Source organism: Nonomuraea monospora (genome assembly GCF_039531895.1).
Classification (GTDB): Bacteria; Actinomycetota; Actinomycetes; order Streptosporangiales; family Streptosporangiaceae; genus Nonomuraea; species Nonomuraea monospora.
Genome location: NZ_BAAAQX010000062.1, coordinates 24,927 through 43,764, shown reverse-complemented (window position 1 = coordinate 43,764; position 18,838 = coordinate 24,927). Strand labels below are relative to the sequence as shown.

Sequence of the window (18,838 nt, the reverse complement as noted above, 5' to 3'; positions counted from 1 at the left end):
CTCTTCAGCAGATCATCGACCCTCACGTAGAGTGCGGTTGCGAGGGTGTCCAGTTCGGTCGTCACAACCCGAGAATGGACATCCTCGCCCTATCTCCGCAGCTATGCCTTGGACTCATCCATCTAGAAGAACTGGAACTCGGGCTCGGGCTGCGGCAGCTCCACCCGCTCGGGCCCGCGGAACGTGGCCGCGTCCTTGGGCATGTCGGCCAGCGGCGTCCCCAGCACGAACGGCACGCTCACGCTGCTCCCGGCCAGATCGACGGTGACGGCCGCCCCCGTCCCCGCCTCGTCGGTGTACGTCGCGTCGGTGCCCGCGATCACCAGCCCGATCCGGTGTCCCTTCTTGAACGTGTAGTCCTGCGGCAGGGTCAGCCAGCGCACCGTGCCGTACGTCCCCGCGGGCAGCGGCGTGGACTGGCTGAGCGACAGCCGGTTCTGCACGTCGATCCAGCCGCGCGCGACGATCTCCAGCGGCCGGGTGGCGACGTTCGTGACCACCTTGCGGTAGCAGGCGTCGTCGGCCGCCGTGCTCTCGCCGTGGCAGTCCTCCTCCGCCAGCGTGGTGATGCCCTGGCCGCGCCGCCAGTCCACGCGGGTGTCCTCGCCGAAGTCCACCAGCAGCGCCGTCAGGTTGGCGGTGGGCTTGTCGAGCTTGACCCGCAGGTCGGCGGTGGGCGTGCCGGACAGCCGCAGGTTCAGCGGGAGCGCTCCGGTGGTGAACGCCACCCGTCCTGGGTTCGGCGTGCCCACGTCGGCCACCATGTCGTTCTCGCTCATGGCGACGTCGGTGAAGGAGGCGGTGCTGTTCCTGGCGGCGGGCTTGAGGCCGAGCGAGCCGTCGGGCGCGGGCCGCAGCGACGCCTTGATCGCGTACGGGGCGGGCCAGTCGCGCTGCGTGATCCACTGCGCCGGCCCGATCTCGACGTCGGCGCGGGGCTCGCCGGTGATCCCGTTGCGCACGCCGTGCAGCCAGTGGTCGAACCAGCGGTGCAGGGTGTCCACCCACAGGTCGCGGCGTCCCTGGAAGTCGAACGGGTCCACGTGCTGGGTCTGGCCGACCCAGATCTTGCGCGGCACATGCCGGTCGGCCAGGGCCTTCCACCAGGTGGAGAAGTTGTCGGGCTTGACGTTGAGGTCGTTGACCGTGTGCACGACGAAGACGCTCGCCCTGACCTTGGAGACGTCGGCGAGCAGGCCGCCGATGTAGTCGCGCTCGGCCCAGAAGGCGTTGTAGTTCCCCGTGTCGTCGCCGTCCTCGGCGTCCATCCTGGCGCGCACGGCCTGGCACTTGGCGTCGGGGTCGGTGTCGACGTAGTTGGCCAGGAAGGAGGCGTAGTCGTAGTTGTAGATCACGCCGTTCGAGCGCTGATACTTGTACCAGGAGCTGATCGCCGAGATGGGCACGATGGTCTTCAGCCCCTCGACGCCCGTGGCGGCGACGGCGTTGGCCAGCGTGCCGTCGTACGACTTGCCGATCATGGCGGACTTGCCGGTCGTCCAGTCAGCCACGGCCGGGGTGCCGTCGGCCCTGAAGGCCTTGGCGCGGCCGTTCAGCCAGTCGATGACGGCCTTGCCGCCCAGCACGTCGGCCTTGCCGCCGACGTCGGGGCAGCCGTCGGACTTTGTGGTGCCGAGCATGTCGACGTTCAGGACGGCGTAGCCGCGCGGGACGAAGTAGTTGTCATAGAAGAGCGGAAATTTCGTGACATTTCCGGCGGCGTCGTAGACCTTGCGCTCCGACTCGTTGCCGCGGCCCGAATTGTCGTAGTACGGGCTCTCATCGATGATCACCGGCACCCTCAGCGAGGGGCCGGACTCCCTGGGCCGGATGATGTCCACCCTGACCTTGTCCAGCGCGCCGTCGAGATCGCTGTCGACGGTCGACTCGACGTACACGTGTTCACGGACGGCGTCCGCGTACGAGAAAACCGGCTGCGTGCGGCCGTCCTGGACAGTGATCACAGGAGCGGCTGCGGCGGCCTGGGCAGGGGTCGCTATCGCGAGGGTGAGGGCGACTGCGAAGAGGGCTGGGCGTAATTGTGACACGCGTGACCTCCGGGACGGTTGGCCGAAACAAGCGCAATCTCTCAAACGGCCAGAGAGGTGGCAATATCCAGGGCATGGAAGTGTTGGATCGGGTACGGGGCTGCCTCCTCGGCGGCGCGATCGGCGACGCGCTCGGCGCGCCCATCGAGTTCCAGTCGCTGCGGGAGATCCGCAAGCATCACGGCACCAACGGCATCACGGGATATGTCACGACCTGGCGCGGCAGGACCGGCCTGATCACCGACGACACCCAGATGACCCTCTTCACCGTCGAAGGCCTGCTGGACGCCCGCATCACCGCAGCTCACGCTAGCGGAGCGGAGGGTGAGAGAGGCGGCGACGCGCGGGACACCGCGCGAAGCGGTGCCGGGGCCGGGTCCTCGGCCGCCGACCACCGGGCAGGGGCGGTGGCCGCCGTGCGCCGGGCCTACCTGCGCTGGCTCGACACCCAGCAGCACCAGGCCCCACCTCCGGCCACCCTCCCCCACCAGACGGGCCCGCTGCGCGAGGAGCCCTGGCTGTACTCCCGCCGCGCCCCCGGCAACGCCTGCCTGTCGGGCCTGCACCGCCCCTTCCCAGGCCCGTCCAGGTGGGGCGCGCCAGGCCCGGTGAACCCCGACTCCAAGGGCTGCGGCACGGTGATGCGCTCGGCCCCGTTCGGGCTGGTCAACCGCCTGCCGCAGGAGGCGTTCGAGCTGGCGGCGGCCTGCGCGCAGATCACCCACGGCCACCCGACCGGCTACCTCGCGGCCGGCGCGTTCGCGGCGATCATCACGCACCTCATGGCGGGCGAGGCGCTGGAGCCGTCCGTCCGCCAGGCGATGGAGCTGCTGGCGCGATACCCCGGCCACGAGGAGACCACCGGCGCCCTGCGCGCCGCCGTGCACCTGGCGGGCGGCGGCGGGCACTCGCCCGAGGCGGTCGAGTCGCTGGGCGGCGCCTGGGTGGCGGAGGAGGCGCTGGCCATCGGCGTCTACTGCGCCCTGGTCGAGCCCGCGGTGGACAAGGCGCTGCTGCTGTCGGTCAACCACTCGGGCGACAGCGACTCCACGGGCTCGGTGTGCGGCAACCTGCTGGGCGCCCTGCACGGCACCGCCGCGCTGCCCGCCGCCTGGCTGTCCCCGCTGGAGGGCAGGGACACGATCGAACGCCTCGCCGCTGAGCTCGCCTGATCGCGCCGGCGTCTAAGGTGGATGTTCTTCAGCCGTTGAGGAGATGGGTGCATGCGTAACGTCGCCAGGACGTCGCTCGTGGACGCCGCCATCGCCGAGCTGCGCCGCGAGATCGCCGCCGGGGTGTGGCCGGTCGGCACCAAGATCCCGTCCGAGAGCCGTCTCGCCGAGAGCCTGGGCATGAGCAGGCTCTCGGTGCGGGAGGCGGTGCGGGTCCTGGCACACGCCGGCCTGCTGCACACCCGGCAGGGCGACGGCACGTACGTGACCGCGACCGACGAGTCCAAGGTCGCGCTGCGGCGGCGGCTCGACACGGCCGCCGCCATGGACATCATCGACGTACGCCGCGGCCTCGACCTCGTCGCCGCCAGGCTGGCGGCCGGCCGGCGCACCGACCAGGACCTGACCGCCATGCGCGAGAGCCTGGCCCGCAGGGACGCGGCGGGCCGGGCCGGCGACCTCGACGGGTTCGCCGACGCCGACGTGGACTTCCACCTGATGGTGGCGGACGCGGCGCACAACGCGCTGCTCGGCGACCTCTACCGGAGCATGAGCGACGCGCTGCGCGACAGCGTCAGGGATCAGGAGGAGGCGGCGCTGGTCCCGGACACGTCGCACGAGGAGTTGCTGCGGGCGATCGAGGAGGGCGACGCGGCGAAGGCCGTGGCCGTTTCGGTGTCCATCCTCGACCAGCAGGAACGCGACCTCTGACCGCTCCTTCGACGACCGCTCCTTCGACGACCGCCCCTTCGACGACCCTCAGCGCATCCTGACGATCAACCGACGGATCCTGCGCAGATCACGCACCCTGTGCTCGTACGTGGCGCCGGTGAACAGCAGCAACGCGCCCGCCACCGCGATCGGCAACCAGCGCGGCCCCTGCCCCACCAACTCGGCCACCGCGGGCGCGAACTCCTGCGCCGCCGTCACCACCAGCACCGCCCCGCCAAGGATCAGCGGCGCCTGCAACCGCGCCCGCGCCCCGGCCAGGGTCGCGGCGAACGCGGCCACGCCCAGCAGCAGCGGCCTGGCCAGGCCGAAGTCGTTCCAGGCGGCGTACACGCTGGGCAGGAACGTGAGCGCCAGCGCCGCGCCGTACCCCGTCCAGGAGGAGATCCGGGGGTCGCGCCGCCTGGCCAGCCACGCCGCCACCAGCCCGGCCACCGTCAGGGGGACGGTGTACGCCTCGGGGGCCGTGACCCCGGACAGCGCCAGCCGCAGCCAGAGCGCCCCCTGCAGCAGCGCCAGGCCGGGCCAGACGGCGGCCCTGCGGTCGGGGCGCAGGGCCACGACCAGGGCCAGCACGCCGACGACGGCCAGGGCGGCGGCCAGCAGGCCCCGATCGCCGCCCGCCATCACCACACCCACCACGGCCAGCCCCCACCCGGCCACCTCACCCCCGACCACCACCCGCCCCAGCCTCGGCTCCTGCGTCGTGAGCCCCGCAGCGACCAGCACCCCTGCGGCGGCGACGCCGAGCACCGCGAACCCCGCCTCCGCCACACCCGCCCCCGCCGACAACGCCCACGCCGCAGCCAGCCCACCCGCCGCGACGGTGGCCCCCGCCGCGGCCCCCGTCCGTACGACGCCATCCCGCGCCCCCACCGAGGCCACCAAACCCACCACCACAACCCCGGCAAGAACCACCAGCGTGTACGCCTCCACGTCCATCGACCAGGCCACCACGTACCCACCGGCCACGAGCGCCATCACCCCGGCCACCCCCGCCCGCTCCCCCACCCCCGCCTGCACGGTCAGCGCCACCAGCACCACCCCGTAGAACCCCAGCACCCACGGATAAGCCAGCCCCGCCACAGCAGGCACGACCCCCAGGCACAACGGCGCCACCACGGTCGCCACAGCCCGAGCGGCCCCGCCCCCGCGCAACCTCCGCGCCATGATCACCACGGTCGCCACCACGAACACCCCGACCCCGAGCGCGGTCGCCGCCTCCCCCCGCTCGAACCCGAAGGCCCCCGACTCCCACACCTCCTGATACGGCACGAACCGCTCTTCCCACGGATGTCCGACCACCTGGGCCGGGAACCCCAGCACCTCACCCCAAACCCCCACATGCGGCAGGATCGCCACACCACCGGCAACCCCCGCCAGCGCGTACGCCGCCCCCCTGACCCCACCGCTCAACCGCCACGCCGAAGCGGCCAGCGCCAGCGCCCCCACGGCCAGCACCAGCGTCAGCCGCGCCACGTCCTGCGCCAGCACCGCGGCCACCGGCCACAACGCCAGCGCCGCCACCCCCAACGCCCCGGCCACCGCCGCGGGCAGGACGGGCAGCGCGGCGGCCCGCGACATCAGCACGATCACCAGCAGCAGCACCAGTGCCGCGTCCGACTCGCCGAGCCCGCCGCCCAGCGCCGCCGCCACGCTCTCCGCCCCGACGGCCAGCCCGGTGATCGTGGCCGCCACGCTGGTCACCGGCGAGCCCTTGCCCCGGACCGCGCACACCAGCCCGGTCACCACGATCGCCGCCAGCACCGCGAGGGTCGCCGTCCGGTCGGCCAGCGACCAGGACACGGCCAGCGTCGCCGTCCAGAGGCTCGCGCCGCCCGCCGCCGACCGGCTCACCGCCGACCAGAGCGCGAGCGCGGCCGTGAGCGTGACGAGGAAGGCCAGCGCCGCCCAGTACGGCAGGTCGGCCACCACCGGCAACGTCGTCGCCGCCACGGGGAACGCGATCCCGGCCACCCCCGCGGCGGCCTGCCTGCCCCAGCGCGCCCAGGCCGCCAGCGCACCCGCGGCTCCGGCCAGCACCAGCACGGGCATCAGCAACGGCTGCGCCTCCCAGGCCCCGGCCGGGCTGAGTGCCTCCCGCGCCCCTTCCGCCGCACCGGCCCACGCGTGCGTCAGCCATCCGTACGGGCCCACGAGCGCCGGCACGACGGCCCCGCTCAGCGGCAGCGGCGCGAGCACGGCCAGCAGGCACGCCTCCACCGCCGCCACCGTCCGCCACGCCCCTCGCGGCCTGCGCCACGCGGAGGCCGCGGCCAGCACCGCACCGACCGCCATCAACAGCGCCAGCCCCTCCTCCCCACCGAGGGACGGCACTGCCACGAACTGCGCCAGCCCTTCCTCACCACCGGCGGACTGCACCAGCCCCTCACCACCGGCGGACGGCGCTGCCAGCCCTTCCTTCCCGCCGGGCAACGGCGCTGCCGCGAACTGCACCAGCGCCACCGACCCCACCACCACGGCCGCCACCTCGGCCGCCGTCCTCCCACCCGGCCGCACCAGCCTGCTCAGCCGGTCGAGGATCCCGAGTGCGACGGTGGCGCCCGTCCTCTCGGCCCGCACCACGGCGGCGGCCAGCTTGCGCGACGGCCTCGTCACCACGAGCGTGGCGGCCCGCACCCCGAGCATCGCCGACGCCGCCGCCAGCCCGCTCCCGAACAACGCCCACACCAGCACCCCTGCCGCCAGCGTCGCCCCGGCACCCCCGACGGCCTGCACCACCCTCGGCCTGCCCGCCACGGCACAACCGGCCAGCACCCCCAGCAGCACGGCCGCCACCACGACACCGGCCTCCCGATCGGCCAGCGCCCAGCACAGAGCCAACCCCGCCAGATACACCCCGAGCCACAACGGCGCCGCACACCCACCCACCAGCACGCCCGCCAGCCCGCCCCTCAGCCTGCCCGCCGGCCCGTCAGCCCGCCTGCCCACCGGCGTGGTGCTGCCGGACCGGCGGGCGGCCAGCCACAGCAGCGCCCCTGCCAGCACCACGAGCACCCCCAGCGCCACCTCGTACGGCATCCCCGCCGCCACCGGCGCCGTGAACACCGCCAAGGAGCCCAGAACCAGGCAGAACGTCCGGCGAACCGCAGCCGTCCACAACTCCCCCCGAGGCGGCACCAGCACCAGCCCCACCGTCACAGCCGCAAGCACCACAGGCACGGCCCCGCCGTCGTCCCACCGAACCCCAGGGCCGAGCAGGTCAGACGCCCGACCAGCACGCTCCCCCCGCACGGACGTGAGCCAGCCGACCGGCCCGACCGCCACCGCGACCACCGCCTGCGTCTTCCAACAGGCGGCCACCGCCAGCACGAACCCACCACCGGCCCGCACCCCGTCCCGCAGCCGCACAGGCAACCGCAGCGCGGCGACCAGCACCAGCAGCCCCGCGCACGCGACGACGGCGGCCCGCCACGAGAGCGGCACCATCGAGGCGGGCACGGCACAGCAGGCGCCCACCGCAGCGAGCGCGGCACAGGCGGCGATCACCAGGCGCGCGTTCCTGCCCCGCGTCGCGCCCGCCCACAGGGTCGCCACCACCGAGGCAGCCCCCAGCACGACGGTCATCGCGGGCGCGTAACTCACACTCACCAGAGCGGGCCTAGGATCGGTGACGGGTGTGAAACCGCTGCTCGCCGTCACCGTCACGAACGCCGCCACCCCCGTCCCTCCCACCCAGGCCAGCGACCCGGCCACGGCGGTGGTCACGTATTCGGCCGCGAGCCGGGCCCGCCGCGCCACCCGCCACAGGACGAGATCGAACGCGGCAGTGACCACCAACGCCCCGGCAAGCCACGCCAGCCCGGGCACCGCAGCCCACCCGGCCGGCCCGGGGGACCACGTCAGCGCGGTAGACCAGGCCAGGCCGGGTCCGGTGGCGGATTCCATGGCCAGGGCGGCCAGCGGTAGAGGGGTCTGGGCCAGGGCGATCGCCACCGGGGTGGGGAGCCGCAGCGGGGCCCGCCACGCGTACAGGGCCCACAGGACGCTCAGCGCGGCGCCGCCCAGCGCCCAGCCCCACAGGGGATCCGGCCCCGGCCCTCCGGCGGGTCCGCCGTCGGCGAAGACCTGCGTGACGGCGACTCCATCCAGGGGGATCAGTACGAGGCCGAGCAGGGCGACGGTCTCGGCGGTCGCGACCAGCCGCCGGCGTACCAGCAGCCATGGGGCGGCCAGCACCACGAGCGTGAACACGATCAGGATGAGCGCCCGCAGCGCGGGGACCTGCCAGCTCACCAGCGTGAACACCACCGCCGCGATCGACAGCAGGGTGCCGCCGAGCAGGAGCAGCAGGTTCTGCACCGCCCGATGCGACAAGTCCCGCCGAGGCCCCCGCCCACCCACCGCCTGCACGACCGCCGCGGGCTGCACGTCGGCCGCCACGGGCACGGCCTGCACGTCAGGCACTGCGGACGCGATAGGCGCGGGCTGCGCGACCGGCGCGGGTTGCGCGACCGGTGCGGCGGTGGCTGCGCGCATGCACGCCAGCGCCTCCTCCCGCCGCCGCAACAACTCAACCCGCCGCGACTCAAGCTCAGCAAGCGCCCCGGAAACCTCCAGAAACGCATCGGCAGCAGCCCCATGAAGCACCAGCCCGCAAGCGGCGCACCTCTCGACCGCCCCGGTCAGGGCGGCGCCACAAGCGGGACAGTCCGGCAAGTCCATGGCACGAACCTCGCGAAGATCGGAGACGCCCACGACCATGCCGTACATTTCGTCATTTGTCTGGTAATCAGCAAAGCCGCATACACCCCACCGATCACCACCCGAGCAGCACCACCCCCGCCCCCACCCCCAACATCACCGACCCCCCAGCCGCGACCACCGCAACGACGCCCACCCCTCGCGCCTCCCCCGGCGCCCCTTCCAGGGCGAACACGGGCCGGATCCACCGCAGGTAGTAGAAGACGCTGGCCACGGTGTTGACGGCGGCCACCACCGCGAGCCACCCGTACCCCCCGTCCCAGGCCGCCGCGAACATCAGCACCTTGCCCGCGAACACCGCCGTGGGCGGCGTCCCGACCAGCCCCAGCAAGCACACCACCAGCGCGAACGCCGTCCACGGCGACCTCCGGGCCAGCCCCGCGTAGTCCCGCAACGAATCGGCGCCGACCGCGACCACCACGGCGAAGGCCCCAAGGTTGGTGATCGCGTACGCGGCGAGGTAGAACAGCAGCGCGGGCCCGGCCAGCTCGGTCCGCCCGGCGACGGCCACCGGCACCAGCAGGTACCCGGCCTGGCTGATCGTCGAGTACGCCAGCAGCCGCCGCACCTGAGACTGGTGAAAGGCGGCCAGGTTGCCCAGCGTCATCGTGGCGGCGGCGACGACCGCGAGCAGCGCCGGCTCGTCGAGCACCTCCGACGACGCCAGCCGGTACAACGCCGCGAAAGCCCCGACCTTAGGCACCGTGGTGACGAACGCCGCCACCGCCCGCGGCGTCCCCTCGGCCACGTCAGGCACCCAGAAGTGGGCGGGCACGCACCCGGCCTTGAACAGCGGCCCCGCCAGCAGCAGGACCGCCGCGACGGCGGGCGCCCGCGCGCCGGCGTAGGCGGTGGTGCCGGTCAGCCCGTACGCGAGCGTGACGCCGGCCAGCATGAGCACGCCGAGGAAGGCGCCCATCAGGTAGTACTTGAGTGCCGCCTCGGTGCCGGCCGCGTCCTTGGCGAACCCGGCGAGCGCGTACGCGGGGATGCTCGCCAGCAGGTACGCGGCCACGAGCACGAGCAGGTCCGTGGCCCCCGCCATGAGGATCGTGCCGAGGGCGGCCAGCGAGGTAAGGGTGTACAGCTCGCTCTCGCGCGGGTGCGCCCTGGCCTGCCCGGCGAGCAGGCACAGGACGAGGAGCGTGGTGAGGGTGACGGTGAGGCGGGCGACGCCGGTGACGGCATCGGCGGCGTACCCGTCGGACGTCGAGGCGACGGCGGCGGCCACCAGCGCCGCCCCGTTCACCCAGGCGGCCAGGCGCTGCCGTTCCCTGGCGACGAACAGGCCCGTGACCAGCCCGGCCACCGCGCCCGCCAGGATCAGCAGCTCCGGCAGGAGCGCCAGAGGGTTCATCGCCCGGCCAGGGTGACGAGGGTCCGGGCGGCGGGCTCGATGACGTCCAGCAGCCAGCGCGGGAAGACGCCGATGACCAGCGACAGTCCCAGCAGCGGGACGATCGCGGCCTGCTCGCCCGCCCGCAGGTCGGTGACGCGGCCGGTCAGCTCGCCGGGCCCGCCGAGAAAGGCGCGGTGCATCACGCGCAGCAGCAGGGCCGCCGTGATGAGGATGCCGAGCAGCGAGACCGCGCCGGCGACCACCGCGCCCGCCCCGATGACGCCGGTGAAGATCTGGAACTCCGCGATGAACCCCGACAATCCCGGCAACCCCAGTGAGGCGAACGCCGCCACCGCCGTCACCCCGGTCAGCATCGGCGCCTGCCCAGCGAGCCCGCCGAAGCGTCCCAGGTCGTAGCTGCCCGCCCGTTCCCACAGGACGCCCGCGATGAGGAACAGCGCGCCGGTGATGAGGCCGTGGCTGACCATCTGGGTGACGGCCCCGCTGACCGCCAGCTCCCTGGCCGCCCGGCCGCCGCTCAGCCCGGCCGCGCCCAGGGCGAGGACGATGTAGCCCATGTGGTTGACGGAGGTGTAGGCGATCAGGCGTTTGAGGTTGTCCTGGGCGAGGGCGACGAGGGCGCCGTACAGGACGCTGACCACGCCGAGCACGATGATCAGCCAGGCGTGGGCGCGCCACTGCTGCGGCAGCATGGGGACGGCGATGCGGGCCAGACCGTACGTGCCCATCTTGAGCAGCACCCCGGCCAGGATGGCCGAGCCGGCGGCGGGCGCGTCGGTGTGGGCGGGCGGCAGCCACGTGTGCACGGGCACGACGGGGATCTTCACCGCGAGCCCCACACCCACGGCGAGCAGCACCAGCGCGCCCGCTCGCGGCGGGTGCGCGGTCAGGGCCGTCATGTCGAACGTGTGCGGCTCGGCGGCCAGGAACAGCCCGATGAAGCCGAGCAGCAGCGCCAGCGAGCCGAGAAAGGTGTAGAGGAAGAACTTCAGCCCTGACCGGGCCCGGTCGCCGTGCCCCCAGCCGACGATCACGAAGTACATGCCGACGATCGCCAGGTCGAAGAAGACGAAGAAGAGCAGCAGGTCCAGCGCCGCGAACAGGCCGAGGCAGACGGTCTGCAGGAACAGGAACAGCGCCGCGTACGCCCTGGGGCGGTGCGTCTCGCGCAGCGAGTAGACGGCGCAGACCAGGAACAGCAGCGACGTCATCGCGATGAGCGGCAGCGACAGGCCGTCCACGCCGACGTGGTAGCCGGCGCTGACGGACGGGATCCAGCGCAGGCTGGTCTCGTACGCGATGCCGGCGCCGGGGTAGCCGATCCACAGGGCGATGACCAGGGCCAGGTCGGCGGCCGTGGCGGCGATCCACACCCGGACGGCCGTTCGCGCGCTCAGCCGGGGCAGGGCCAGTGCCGAGGCCGCCAGCAGCGGCAGGAAGATCACTACAGTCAGCACGGTCACCTCAGCAGGGCGAAGACGATGGCCAGCACGGTCAGCGCCACTGCGGCCTGGGCGAAGTAGAGGTGCACCTGGCCGGTCTGCGGGCGTCTGGCCAGCCCGCCCAGCCTTCCCGCCGCTCCCGCTACCGTTTGTACGACGTCGTCCAGGCGGGCTTCGAACGGTTTCCTGGCGAGTCGCGCCATGCTCATGCCCGCGCGCGGCACGGCCTCCACTGCGGCGTCGATCGCCCGGTCGTCGAAGCGGGCCAGCGCTCTGGCCAGGGCCATGACCGGGCGCGCGATCACCGTCACCGCCGCCCGCTCCAGCCACAGCCAGCTCGCGAACCCCTCACCGGCCCGCGCTCCCCACCCACCGATCCGCGCCACCCACGCGCCGACCCACGCGCCGACCCGCGCCGGGCGCCCAACAGCGCGCAGCGGCGCCAAGCGCCCCACGGCGCGTTGTGCCGGGTGGCCGACGGCACGCAATCGGGCTAGACGCCCATCCGCGCCCAGCCGCGTAGGGCGTTCATCCGCGCCCAGCCGCGTAGGGCGCTCGTGCGAGCGTGCCAGGCGCGTGCCGGGGTGTCGCCGCATGAGCGCCACCGTCACCGTCGCCGCCACGACGATCGCCAGCCCGCCGGACCAGGCCAGCCCGCTCGCCGACGGTGCAGCGGCGTGCGGGTCGCCCACCAGCCGTCCCCACGCCTCGAACACCCCGGGCAGCCCCACGGCCCCGAGCCCGGCGGCGGCCAGAGCCAGCACCGGCAGCGGCGCCTGCTCCCAAGCCGTCACCTCCCGCACACCGGCCCGCCCCGCACCGGCCCGCCCCGCCTCGTCCCGCCGCGCACCGGCCCGCACCTCACGAGCCTTCCCCGCCTCGTCCCGCCCCGCACCGGACGGCTTCTCGCCGGCCCGCCACACCGAGGCGAGTGCCTTGGCCGAGTAGGCGGCGGCCAGCACCGCGGCCCCGAGCAGCACCACGTACAGCCCCGGCGAGCGCACCGCCCCCAGGATCACGTCCTTGGTCACCCACAACGACCACGGCGGCACCCCGGCCAGCGCCACCGCCCCCACCCAGAACGAGACCCCGACCACCGGCCACCGCCGCCCCGCCCCACCCAGCCTCCGCAACTCCTGCGTGCCGAGCGCCGACAACCACACCCCCGCGGCGAGAAAGAGCAGGCTCTTCACGGCGGCGTGCGCGACGAGCTGCGCCGCCCCACCGGCCACCGCGCCGACCCCCGCCGCACACACCATGAACCCCACCTGCGCGCAGGTGGACGCGGCGAGCAGTTGCTTGAGCTCCCGCTGCCCGACCGCCACCGCCCCCAGCAGCAGCGCCGTCACCGCACCGGCCCACGCCACCACACCGGCCGCCCACCCGACGGCGGCGAGCAGGGGTTGCACGCGCAGCAGCAGGTAGGCCCCGGCAGCCACCATGGTCGCCGAGTGCAGCAGCGCCGAGACGGGGCTGGGCCCGTCCATGGCCCGCGACAGCCAGAACGAGAACGGGAGCTGCGCCGACTTCCCCAGCGCCGCCAGCACGATCCCGCCCGCCACCAGATCCCGCCACGGCTCCCCAAGCCCCGCCAGCCCGCCCCCACCCAGCCCGCCCTCACCCAGCCCAGCCGCACCGGCCGCGTCCAGTCCCATCGCTCCGGCCCCCGCCACGGCCGCGCCCGCCGCGAAGTAGAGCCCGAGATCACCGGCCCGGGTGGTGAGAAAGGCGACCGTCCCAGAGCTCACCCGGCGCCCGTCGTGCCACCAGTACCCGATGAGCGCGTACGACATCGCGCCCATGACCTCCCACCCCATCAACAACAGCACGAGATCACCGGCGGTGACGGTCACGAGCATCGCCCCGACGAAGACCAGCATCAGCCCGTAGAACCGCGCCTCCCGCACCTCCCCCGCCGCGAACACCAGCACAACCAGCCCCACCACCGCCACGACCACGACCATGACCGCCGACAGCCCGTCCACCGCCAGCCCTTGCCCGCCACCGAGCACGAGCCGAACGGTCGCGACAGGCCGGGCCAGGGCCACCACCACGGCGGTGACCAGCGTCAGCGCTCCCACGGTGATCGCCACGGAACGCCCGCAGCGCCGTACGAACAGCAGCAGCAGCCCGCCCGAGCAGGTGGGAAGGCCGGGAAGCAGCCACAGCAGAGCCGTCATCCCTTGAGGTCCCCCGCGTCGTCCGTCAGGTCCACGTCGCGGGCGCGGAAGATCGCGGTGACGACGGCGAACCCCATGGCCATCTCCAGCGCCATGACGGTGACGGCGACGAGCACGAGGACCTGCCCGTCGGCGTTCTGGGGCGCGACGTGGTACCAGAACGCCCCGCCGGCCGCGATCAACCCGTTGATCATGAGTTCCAGACCCATCATCAGCATCACGATGGACTGCTGGGACAGCACCCCGTACAGGCCGATCGAGAACAGTGCGGCGGCGAGCAGGAGGAAGGCCTGGAGCGTCATCGGTCGTACCGTCCCCGGTGCGTGGCGAGCACCACGGTGGAGATCATCGTCGCCAGGATGGCCACTCCGATGACCATCATGACCAGCGTCTGCTGTCCCATGATCGCCAGCCCGAGCGCGTGCGTGGGGTCGGCGGGCGGCGGCCCCTGACGCCTCGGCCACGGCGTCACGAACACCCCGGCCGACAGCAGCACGAAGACGCTTGCGGCGATGGCGATCGCGCCCCGCTGGTTGTGCACCATCGTCATGGGCGTCAGCCCGCCCGGGTTCATCATGTACATGATCATGAAGACGGCCATGATCAGCATCTCCATGACCATCATCAGAACGACCAGCACTCCTAGGTACCGCAGCCCGACGAGCAGCAGCGTGCCGCCCACTGCGAGCAGCGAGGCCAGCAGCGCGAACGTGGCCCGCGCCATCGAGTCCACCACGAACACGGCCACCCCGCCCGCCACCGCCACCAGGCTCAGCACCCAGAACAGCACTCCGCTCACAGCAGCACCACGATTCCGACGGCCAGCGTCTGCACGAGCGTGAGCGGGATCAGCGCCACCCACGCGAACTCGGTGAACCGATCCATCCGTACGGCCGGAACCCGGTGCTTGACCAGCACCAACACGCCCAGCACGGCCACCGTCTTGACCGCCGCCCACGCCCATCCCGGCAGCACGGGGCCCGCCCCGCCGCCCAGGAACAGCGGCACGGAGGCGGCGGCCACGACGACCAGCAGCGCGTACCGGCCGGTCTCGAACAGCAGCCGGTCCGCCCCTGACAGCTCCGCGGGCACCCCGCCGGCCACGTTCCGGCCGACCGGCTCGCCCATGGGGCCCCAGAAGGCCATCGCGAGCGCCGAGACGAGGTAGACGACGAACGCGACGGGCATCCACACGACGAACCACAGCTCGCGTTGCGCCGCCACCACGTCCCCGATCCGCAACGAGCCGGCCCCGAGCGCCACGGTGATCAGCGCGAACATGTGCGGCAGCTCGTAGCTCAGGCCTTGCACCAGAAACCGGTAGCCGCCGATCAGCGGATACACCGAATTGACGCCCCACCCGACCAGCCACAGCGCGCCCCAGACGCACACCTCCATGGCGTTGAACCAGACGATCCCCACGTCGCTGTCCAGCACGGGCCTGTCGCCGACGGGCAGCACGACCGCCGCCAGGAGCGGGGCGAGGAGGAGGGTGGTGATGCCGGTGCGGACGAGCAGGGTGTCGGGGGCGAGCGTCCGCCGCCGCTCCTGGACGAGCAGCCTGGCCGCCTCCCGCAGCGGCACGCCCGCCGCTCCTCGCGCCCCGCCCAGCCGGGCGTCCAGGGCCGCCGCCAGGTACGCCAGCGCCGCCAGCGCGGCCACCAGCCCCACGGCCTCACCCATCGGACGCTCCCCTTCGAACGGCCGGGGTCTCACTCACGGTGTGCCGTCACCTCGCCCGGCAGTCGTTCGAGGTCCCGGTCGAGGCTCGCCAGGCAGCCGTTCGAGGTCCGGGTCGAGGCTCGCCACGATCAGCCGCGCCACGGCCAGCTCGGCACCGGTCAGCAGGCCGGGCAGCAAGGCGAGCGCCACAGCGGCATCACCACGCCCCCCGCCCCCGGCGTGGTCGGGCGCGGCGATGCCGGTCTCAACCGCGTTCAGCCACGCGTACGTACGGTCCAGCACGTCCCCCCGCATCCACCCCGGCACGTCCCCCTCGACGCGCCCCACCCCCCGCAACATCCACCGCAGCACCCTCGACCCCCGCACCCGCCGCGCGAACCGCTCGTGCTCCCGCCCCACATCACCCCCGTGGAGCAGCCGATCCCGCAACCGGCGCGCCTCCCGTGCCGCCCACGGCCACCCGGCCACCCCGAACAGCCGCCCAAGGCTGTCCAAACGCCAGGCCGCGTCCCCGTCCGCCCAGAAACACATCCCCTCCTCCCCAGGCGGAAGGACCCGGACCACGGCCTCCTGAATCACGTCCCCTTGCAGGACCGTCTCGACGACCAGCCCGGCAGGCCAGTCGGCCAGCACCGGCCCGAGCGGCACATGCAGCCGATCGAGCCGCAGCCCGTCCCGATCCGCCCCCCGCGCGGCCATCCCCACGTCACCACGCGGTCCCGTCCAGGAAGGGTCGGACCCGTCAGAAAGGTCCAGGGCCCGGGCCACCTCCGCCCCGGACGCGCCCGCCGCCAGCTCCACCAGCGTCCGAGGCCGGGGCACGGCCTCCCACACTCCCCGGACGGCCGGCCTCATCGAGTCGCCGGGTGTCCCGCACACCACCATCACCCCGGCCTCGGCAGGAGTCACGGCCACGCCCCACCCCCGCCGCCCCATCTCGGCCTCCACGAGGAGCCGGACGCGGGTCCCGTACAGGCAGCTCACGACGAGCACGCGAGGCCTCACACCCACCGGAACGCCCCCTCGCGCCACGCGTACAGCACCCCGACCAGCAGCAGCGCAAGGAAGGCGAACATCTCGGCCACCGCCATGGCGCCCAGCTCGGCCACGACGACCGCCCACGGGTACATGAAGATCATCTCCATGTCGAAGGCGAGGAAGACCAGCGTCACGGCGTACCACCGCACGTGGAAGCGGGACAGCGCGTGCTCGCGGGGCCATGCCCCCGACAGGAAGGGCCCCACCTCGGCGACCCCGCGGGGCGCGAGGCGGGCGGACACCGCGTACACGCCGGCGATGCCCGCCGCCAGCAGCCCCACGAGACCGAGCACCGCCCACACAGCGCCTCACCCCCGGCCGGGCATGGCCGGAGCCGGGGTGAGCCCCGACGCGCGCCGCTCGGGAAAGGGGGCGTCGGGTGCGCACCCCGGCGGTCTGCCCCCGTCTCTACCCAGAAATGACGATGGTGTCCGCCGAGGAGTGATCCGGCTTGTCCTCGCGGCGCCGCCGCGCCGGCGTCGGCAGCCCGAGCACCACCCAGACCAGCAGCGCGCCGCCGGCCGCGGCCAGCAGCAGCGTGTACGCGGGCACCCCGCCGCCCTCGTCACCGGTGCGCGCCGCAGGGGAGGGCGTGACCACGGGCGCGGCCGAAGCGGTGGGCGCGGCCGACGAAACGGGTTCGTCGCCTGCGGGGAAGCCGGGCGGCCGCACCTCGCCCCAGTACTGCTGCCCGCTCTCCCCCACGGAGTCGACCAGCCCGGGGTCCACGGGCTTGATCCGCAGCCCGCCCGGCACGGTGAGCGTCCCCACCTCGTGCGCCGCGAAGGGCCCCTGCACGCCCTCCACCTTCCACACGCCCGCCGGCACGACCACGGACGCCGCGTAGTGCGCCGCCTCCGGCAGCGCCGTCCCCGCGAACAGGAGACTCTCGCCGCTCTCCGCGGTGAGCCGCAGCCCGACGGGCTCCATCTTCCCCTCGTACGGATGCGTGCCGTGCTGCAGCACCCAGAACCCCAGCGCGTACGACTTCCCCTCCTCGAACCGGGCGGGGGCGGGATCCAGGTACGTCACCGCCCATCCACCGGCCGCCGCGGCCGGCACTCCCCCGGCGATCAGCGCCAGGGCCGCGATCACCACGGCCAGGATCTTCTTCATGGGACCACCTCCGGTGTTGGTACACCGGCGGCCCGGCGGAGGTTCCCGGGGCTGCGATCGATTCCGTCAAAGACATTTCCCGAAACGGCGCGCACAATGGACGGCAAAGGGCGAGAATTCGGCGAGGAGCGAGGAGGCTTGCGCCGTGTCCGCCGCCGGGCGTGAATATCTGACCGCGATGCTCGACGTGCTCGTTTACGAGAACGTTTTGGTCGCGTGGCGGCGAATGCCGCTGGGCGGGTACATGATCGTCTCGCACGAGGGCGAGGAGATCAGGCTGACCGCGCAACAAGCGGAGATGTGGGCGCGGGGTGCCTTCGCGGTGTACCTCGCCCTGGTGGATCAGCGACGCATCAACCCCCGTATCCCCGGCGACACCACCCAGAATTAAAACGCTTATTTCTGGATATGCCGCGCCCTAACCGCACAAAATACGGTCAGTTGCGAACCGGGTTTCCGGCGCTTACCGGGATCCCCGGTCAAGGCGGCGGCCGATCCCCCGACCCGCCGCCGCCCCCGTACAGTGACCTCGCTCAGGAAGCCTTGTTGTTCATGAACTGCGAGATCTTCCAGTCCTCGCCGTCCTTGGTGAGCACGAACAGCTCACGGTAGTTGTCGCTGCCCTGCTTGCTCGTCGAGCGGACGATCGCGTCCGCGTCGCCCGCCGTGCGCGACTCGTCGATCGTGTGCGTGGCCTGCTTCATGCCGTTGCCCTGGAGCTGCTTCTGGAACAGCGTGCGGATGGCCTGGCTGCCCTCCGCCGTGGCCTGCCCGTTCACGGCGGCGACCGCGTCGTCGGAGAAGGAACTGACGACCTGGTCGACGTTCCCCGACTTCAGCGCGCTGAAGAAGCCCTGGACGGTCGACTGCGCCTGTCCGCCGCCGCCCGCGGTGTCCGTCGGGGAGGCCGTGTCCGTGGCGTCGGGGGAGGTGTCGGTCTCCTCCGGGGACATGGAGTCCATGTCGGTGGGCGTGCCGGGGCTCGCCGCGCCCTTCATCGCCTGGGTGTTGTTCCCCGCGGAGCAGCCCGCGACGAGGAGGGCGGGCACGATCGCCGCCAGCAGGAGTGCCCTGCGCTGAGAAATCTTGCTCATGGCCGCTTTGATGCCCCGGCTGATCGGCGGCGAATGCGCGGTTTAGGCACTCCGCACGACCCCTTTACCTGGTTGGGGTATAACTCACGGTAACGCTTCACGCCCGTGGAAGAGACCGGTCAGAGCCGCGATCGTTGCCGTGCCGATACCAGCGCGCCCGATACCGCCTATAGCGTCCATTCAGTGCCGCGAATCAAGGCGAATCCCTCCCCCCTTCCCCAGCGCGAAGACGCCGAGCGCTGTGACAACCT

General features: G+C 73.0%; 15 protein-coding genes. 3 read left to right on the top strand and 12 right to left on the bottom strand.

Annotated elements, in window-relative coordinates; genetic code table 11:
* Nucleotides 1-122: 122 nt before the first annotated feature.
* A complete protein-coding gene (locus ABD331_RS57580) occupies nt 123-2,048 on the bottom strand; it encodes a Xaa-Pro dipeptidyl-peptidase (RefSeq protein ID WP_344495550.1) in 1,926 nt (641 codons plus the stop codon).
* Between the two features lie 74 nt (nt 2,049-2,122).
* Here ABD331_RS57580 and ABD331_RS57575 point away from each other — a divergent pair, with 74 nt between their 5' ends.
* Together ABD331_RS57575 and ABD331_RS57570 are read left to right on the top strand one after the other, a co-directional pair.
* Nucleotides 2,123-3,220 (top strand): ADP-ribosylglycohydrolase family protein, encoded by a 1,098-nt coding sequence (locus ABD331_RS57575; protein ID WP_344495548.1) that lies wholly within the window; start codon nt 2,123-2,125, stop codon nt 3,218-3,220.
* Between the two features lie 51 nt (nt 3,221-3,271).
* Nucleotides 3,272-3,931, top strand: a complete 660-nt coding sequence (locus tag ABD331_RS57570; RefSeq protein ID WP_344495546.1) for a FadR/GntR family transcriptional regulator — start codon at nt 3,272-3,274, stop codon at nt 3,929-3,931.
* A gap of 48 nt (nt 3,932-3,979) precedes the next feature.
* Here the strand turns inward: ABD331_RS57570 and ABD331_RS57565 are convergent, their stop codons facing one another.
* From ABD331_RS57565 to ABD331_RS57520, 10 genes are all read right to left on the bottom strand, one after another.
* Nucleotides 3,980-8,377 (bottom strand): SCO7613 C-terminal domain-containing membrane protein, encoded by a 4,398-nt coding sequence (locus ABD331_RS57565; protein WP_344495544.1) that lies wholly within the window; start codon nt 8,375-8,377, stop codon nt 3,980-3,982.
* A gap of 352 nt (nt 8,378-8,729) precedes the next feature.
* Nucleotides 8,730-10,031, bottom strand: a complete 1,302-nt coding sequence (locus ABD331_RS57560; RefSeq protein WP_344495542.1) for an NADH-quinone oxidoreductase subunit N — start codon at nt 10,029-10,031, stop codon at nt 8,730-8,732.
* Nucleotides 10,028-11,491, bottom strand: coding sequence for a complex I subunit 4 family protein (locus ABD331_RS57555; RefSeq protein WP_344495540.1), 1,464 nt, complete (start codon nt 11,489-11,491; stop codon nt 10,028-10,030). The genes ABD331_RS57560 and ABD331_RS57555 overlap by 4 nt, the downstream gene beginning before the upstream one ends.
* Nucleotides 11,492-11,493: 2 nt before the next feature.
* Nucleotides 11,494-13,656 (bottom strand): proton-conducting transporter transmembrane domain-containing protein, encoded by a 2,163-nt coding sequence (locus ABD331_RS57550; RefSeq protein ID WP_344495538.1) that lies wholly within the window; start codon nt 13,654-13,656, stop codon nt 11,494-11,496.
* Nucleotides 13,653-13,958, bottom strand: coding sequence for an NADH-quinone oxidoreductase subunit NuoK (gene nuoK / locus ABD331_RS57545; protein ID WP_344495536.1), 306 nt, complete (start codon nt 13,956-13,958; stop codon nt 13,653-13,655). The genes ABD331_RS57550 and nuoK overlap by 4 nt, the downstream gene beginning before the upstream one ends.
* Nucleotides 13,955-14,455, bottom strand: coding sequence for an NADH-quinone oxidoreductase subunit J (locus ABD331_RS57540; RefSeq protein WP_344495534.1), 501 nt, complete (start codon nt 14,453-14,455; stop codon nt 13,955-13,957). The genes nuoK and ABD331_RS57540 overlap by 4 nt, the downstream gene beginning before the upstream one ends.
* Nucleotides 14,452-15,339 (bottom strand): NADH-quinone oxidoreductase subunit H, encoded by an 888-nt coding sequence (locus ABD331_RS57535; RefSeq protein WP_344495532.1) that lies wholly within the window; start codon nt 15,337-15,339, stop codon nt 14,452-14,454. The genes ABD331_RS57540 and ABD331_RS57535 overlap by 4 nt, the downstream gene beginning before the upstream one ends.
* Before the next feature lie 33 nt (nt 15,340-15,372).
* Complete coding sequence (locus ABD331_RS57530; RefSeq protein WP_344495530.1) at nt 15,373-16,350, bottom strand: hypothetical protein; 978 nt, start codon at nt 16,348-16,350, stop codon at nt 15,373-15,375.
* Nucleotides 16,341-16,670, bottom strand: coding sequence for an NADH-quinone oxidoreductase subunit A (locus ABD331_RS57525; RefSeq protein ID WP_344495528.1), 330 nt, complete (start codon nt 16,668-16,670; stop codon nt 16,341-16,343). Before ABD331_RS57525 ends, ABD331_RS57530 begins: the two co-directional genes overlap by 10 nt.
* A gap of 115 nt (nt 16,671-16,785) precedes the next feature.
* Nucleotides 16,786-17,493 carry a hypothetical protein gene (locus ABD331_RS57520; protein ID WP_344495526.1) on the bottom strand — a complete coding sequence of 236 codons (708 nt, stop codon included), beginning with the start codon at nt 17,491-17,493 and terminating at the stop codon, nt 16,786-16,788.
* 145 nt (nt 17,494-17,638) lie between these two features.
* Here ABD331_RS57520 and ABD331_RS57515 point away from each other — a divergent pair, with 145 nt between their 5' ends.
* The gene (locus ABD331_RS57515) at nt 17,639-17,884 is read left to right on the top strand and encodes a hypothetical protein (RefSeq protein ID WP_344495524.1); all 246 of its coding nucleotides are present in this window, start codon (nt 17,639-17,641) and stop codon (nt 17,882-17,884) included.
* A 142-nt stretch (nt 17,885-18,026) separates the two neighbouring features.
* Here the strand turns inward: ABD331_RS57515 and ABD331_RS57510 are convergent, their stop codons facing one another.
* A complete protein-coding gene (locus tag ABD331_RS57510; protein ID WP_344495522.1) occupies nt 18,027-18,587 on the bottom strand; it encodes a YybH family protein in 561 nt (186 codons plus the stop codon).
* Between the last annotated feature and the right edge of the window lie 251 nt (nt 18,588-18,838).

Excerpts from the sequence above, each read along its gene's own strand:
- ABD331_RS57575 (WP_344495548.1), top strand. The coding sequence starts at position 2,123 with ATGGAAGTGTTGGATCGGGTACGGGGCTGCCTCCTCGGCGGCGCGATC.
- ABD331_RS57520 (WP_344495526.1), bottom strand. The coding sequence starts at position 17,493 with ATGAAGAAGATCCTGGCCGTGGTGATCGCGGCCCTGGCGCTGATCGCC.
- ABD331_RS57535 (WP_344495532.1), bottom strand. The coding sequence starts at position 15,339 with ATGGGTGAGGCCGTGGGGCTGGTGGCCGCGCTGGCGGCGCTGGCGTAC.
- ABD331_RS57510 (WP_344495522.1), bottom strand. The coding sequence starts at position 18,587 with ATGAGCAAGATTTCTCAGCGCAGGGCACTCCTGCTGGCGGCGATCGTG.
- nuoK (WP_344495536.1), bottom strand. The coding sequence starts at position 13,958 with ATGACGCTCCAGGCCTTCCTCCTGCTCGCCGCCGCACTGTTCTCGATC.
- ABD331_RS57570 (WP_344495546.1), top strand. The coding sequence starts at position 3,272 with ATGCGTAACGTCGCCAGGACGTCGCTCGTGGACGCCGCCATCGCCGAG.
- ABD331_RS57560 (WP_344495542.1), bottom strand. The coding sequence starts at position 10,031 with ATGAACCCTCTGGCGCTCCTGCCGGAGCTGCTGATCCTGGCGGGCGCG.
- ABD331_RS57550 (WP_344495538.1), bottom strand. The coding sequence starts at position 13,656 with ATGACGGCTCTGCTGTGGCTGCTTCCCGGCCTTCCCACCTGCTCGGGC.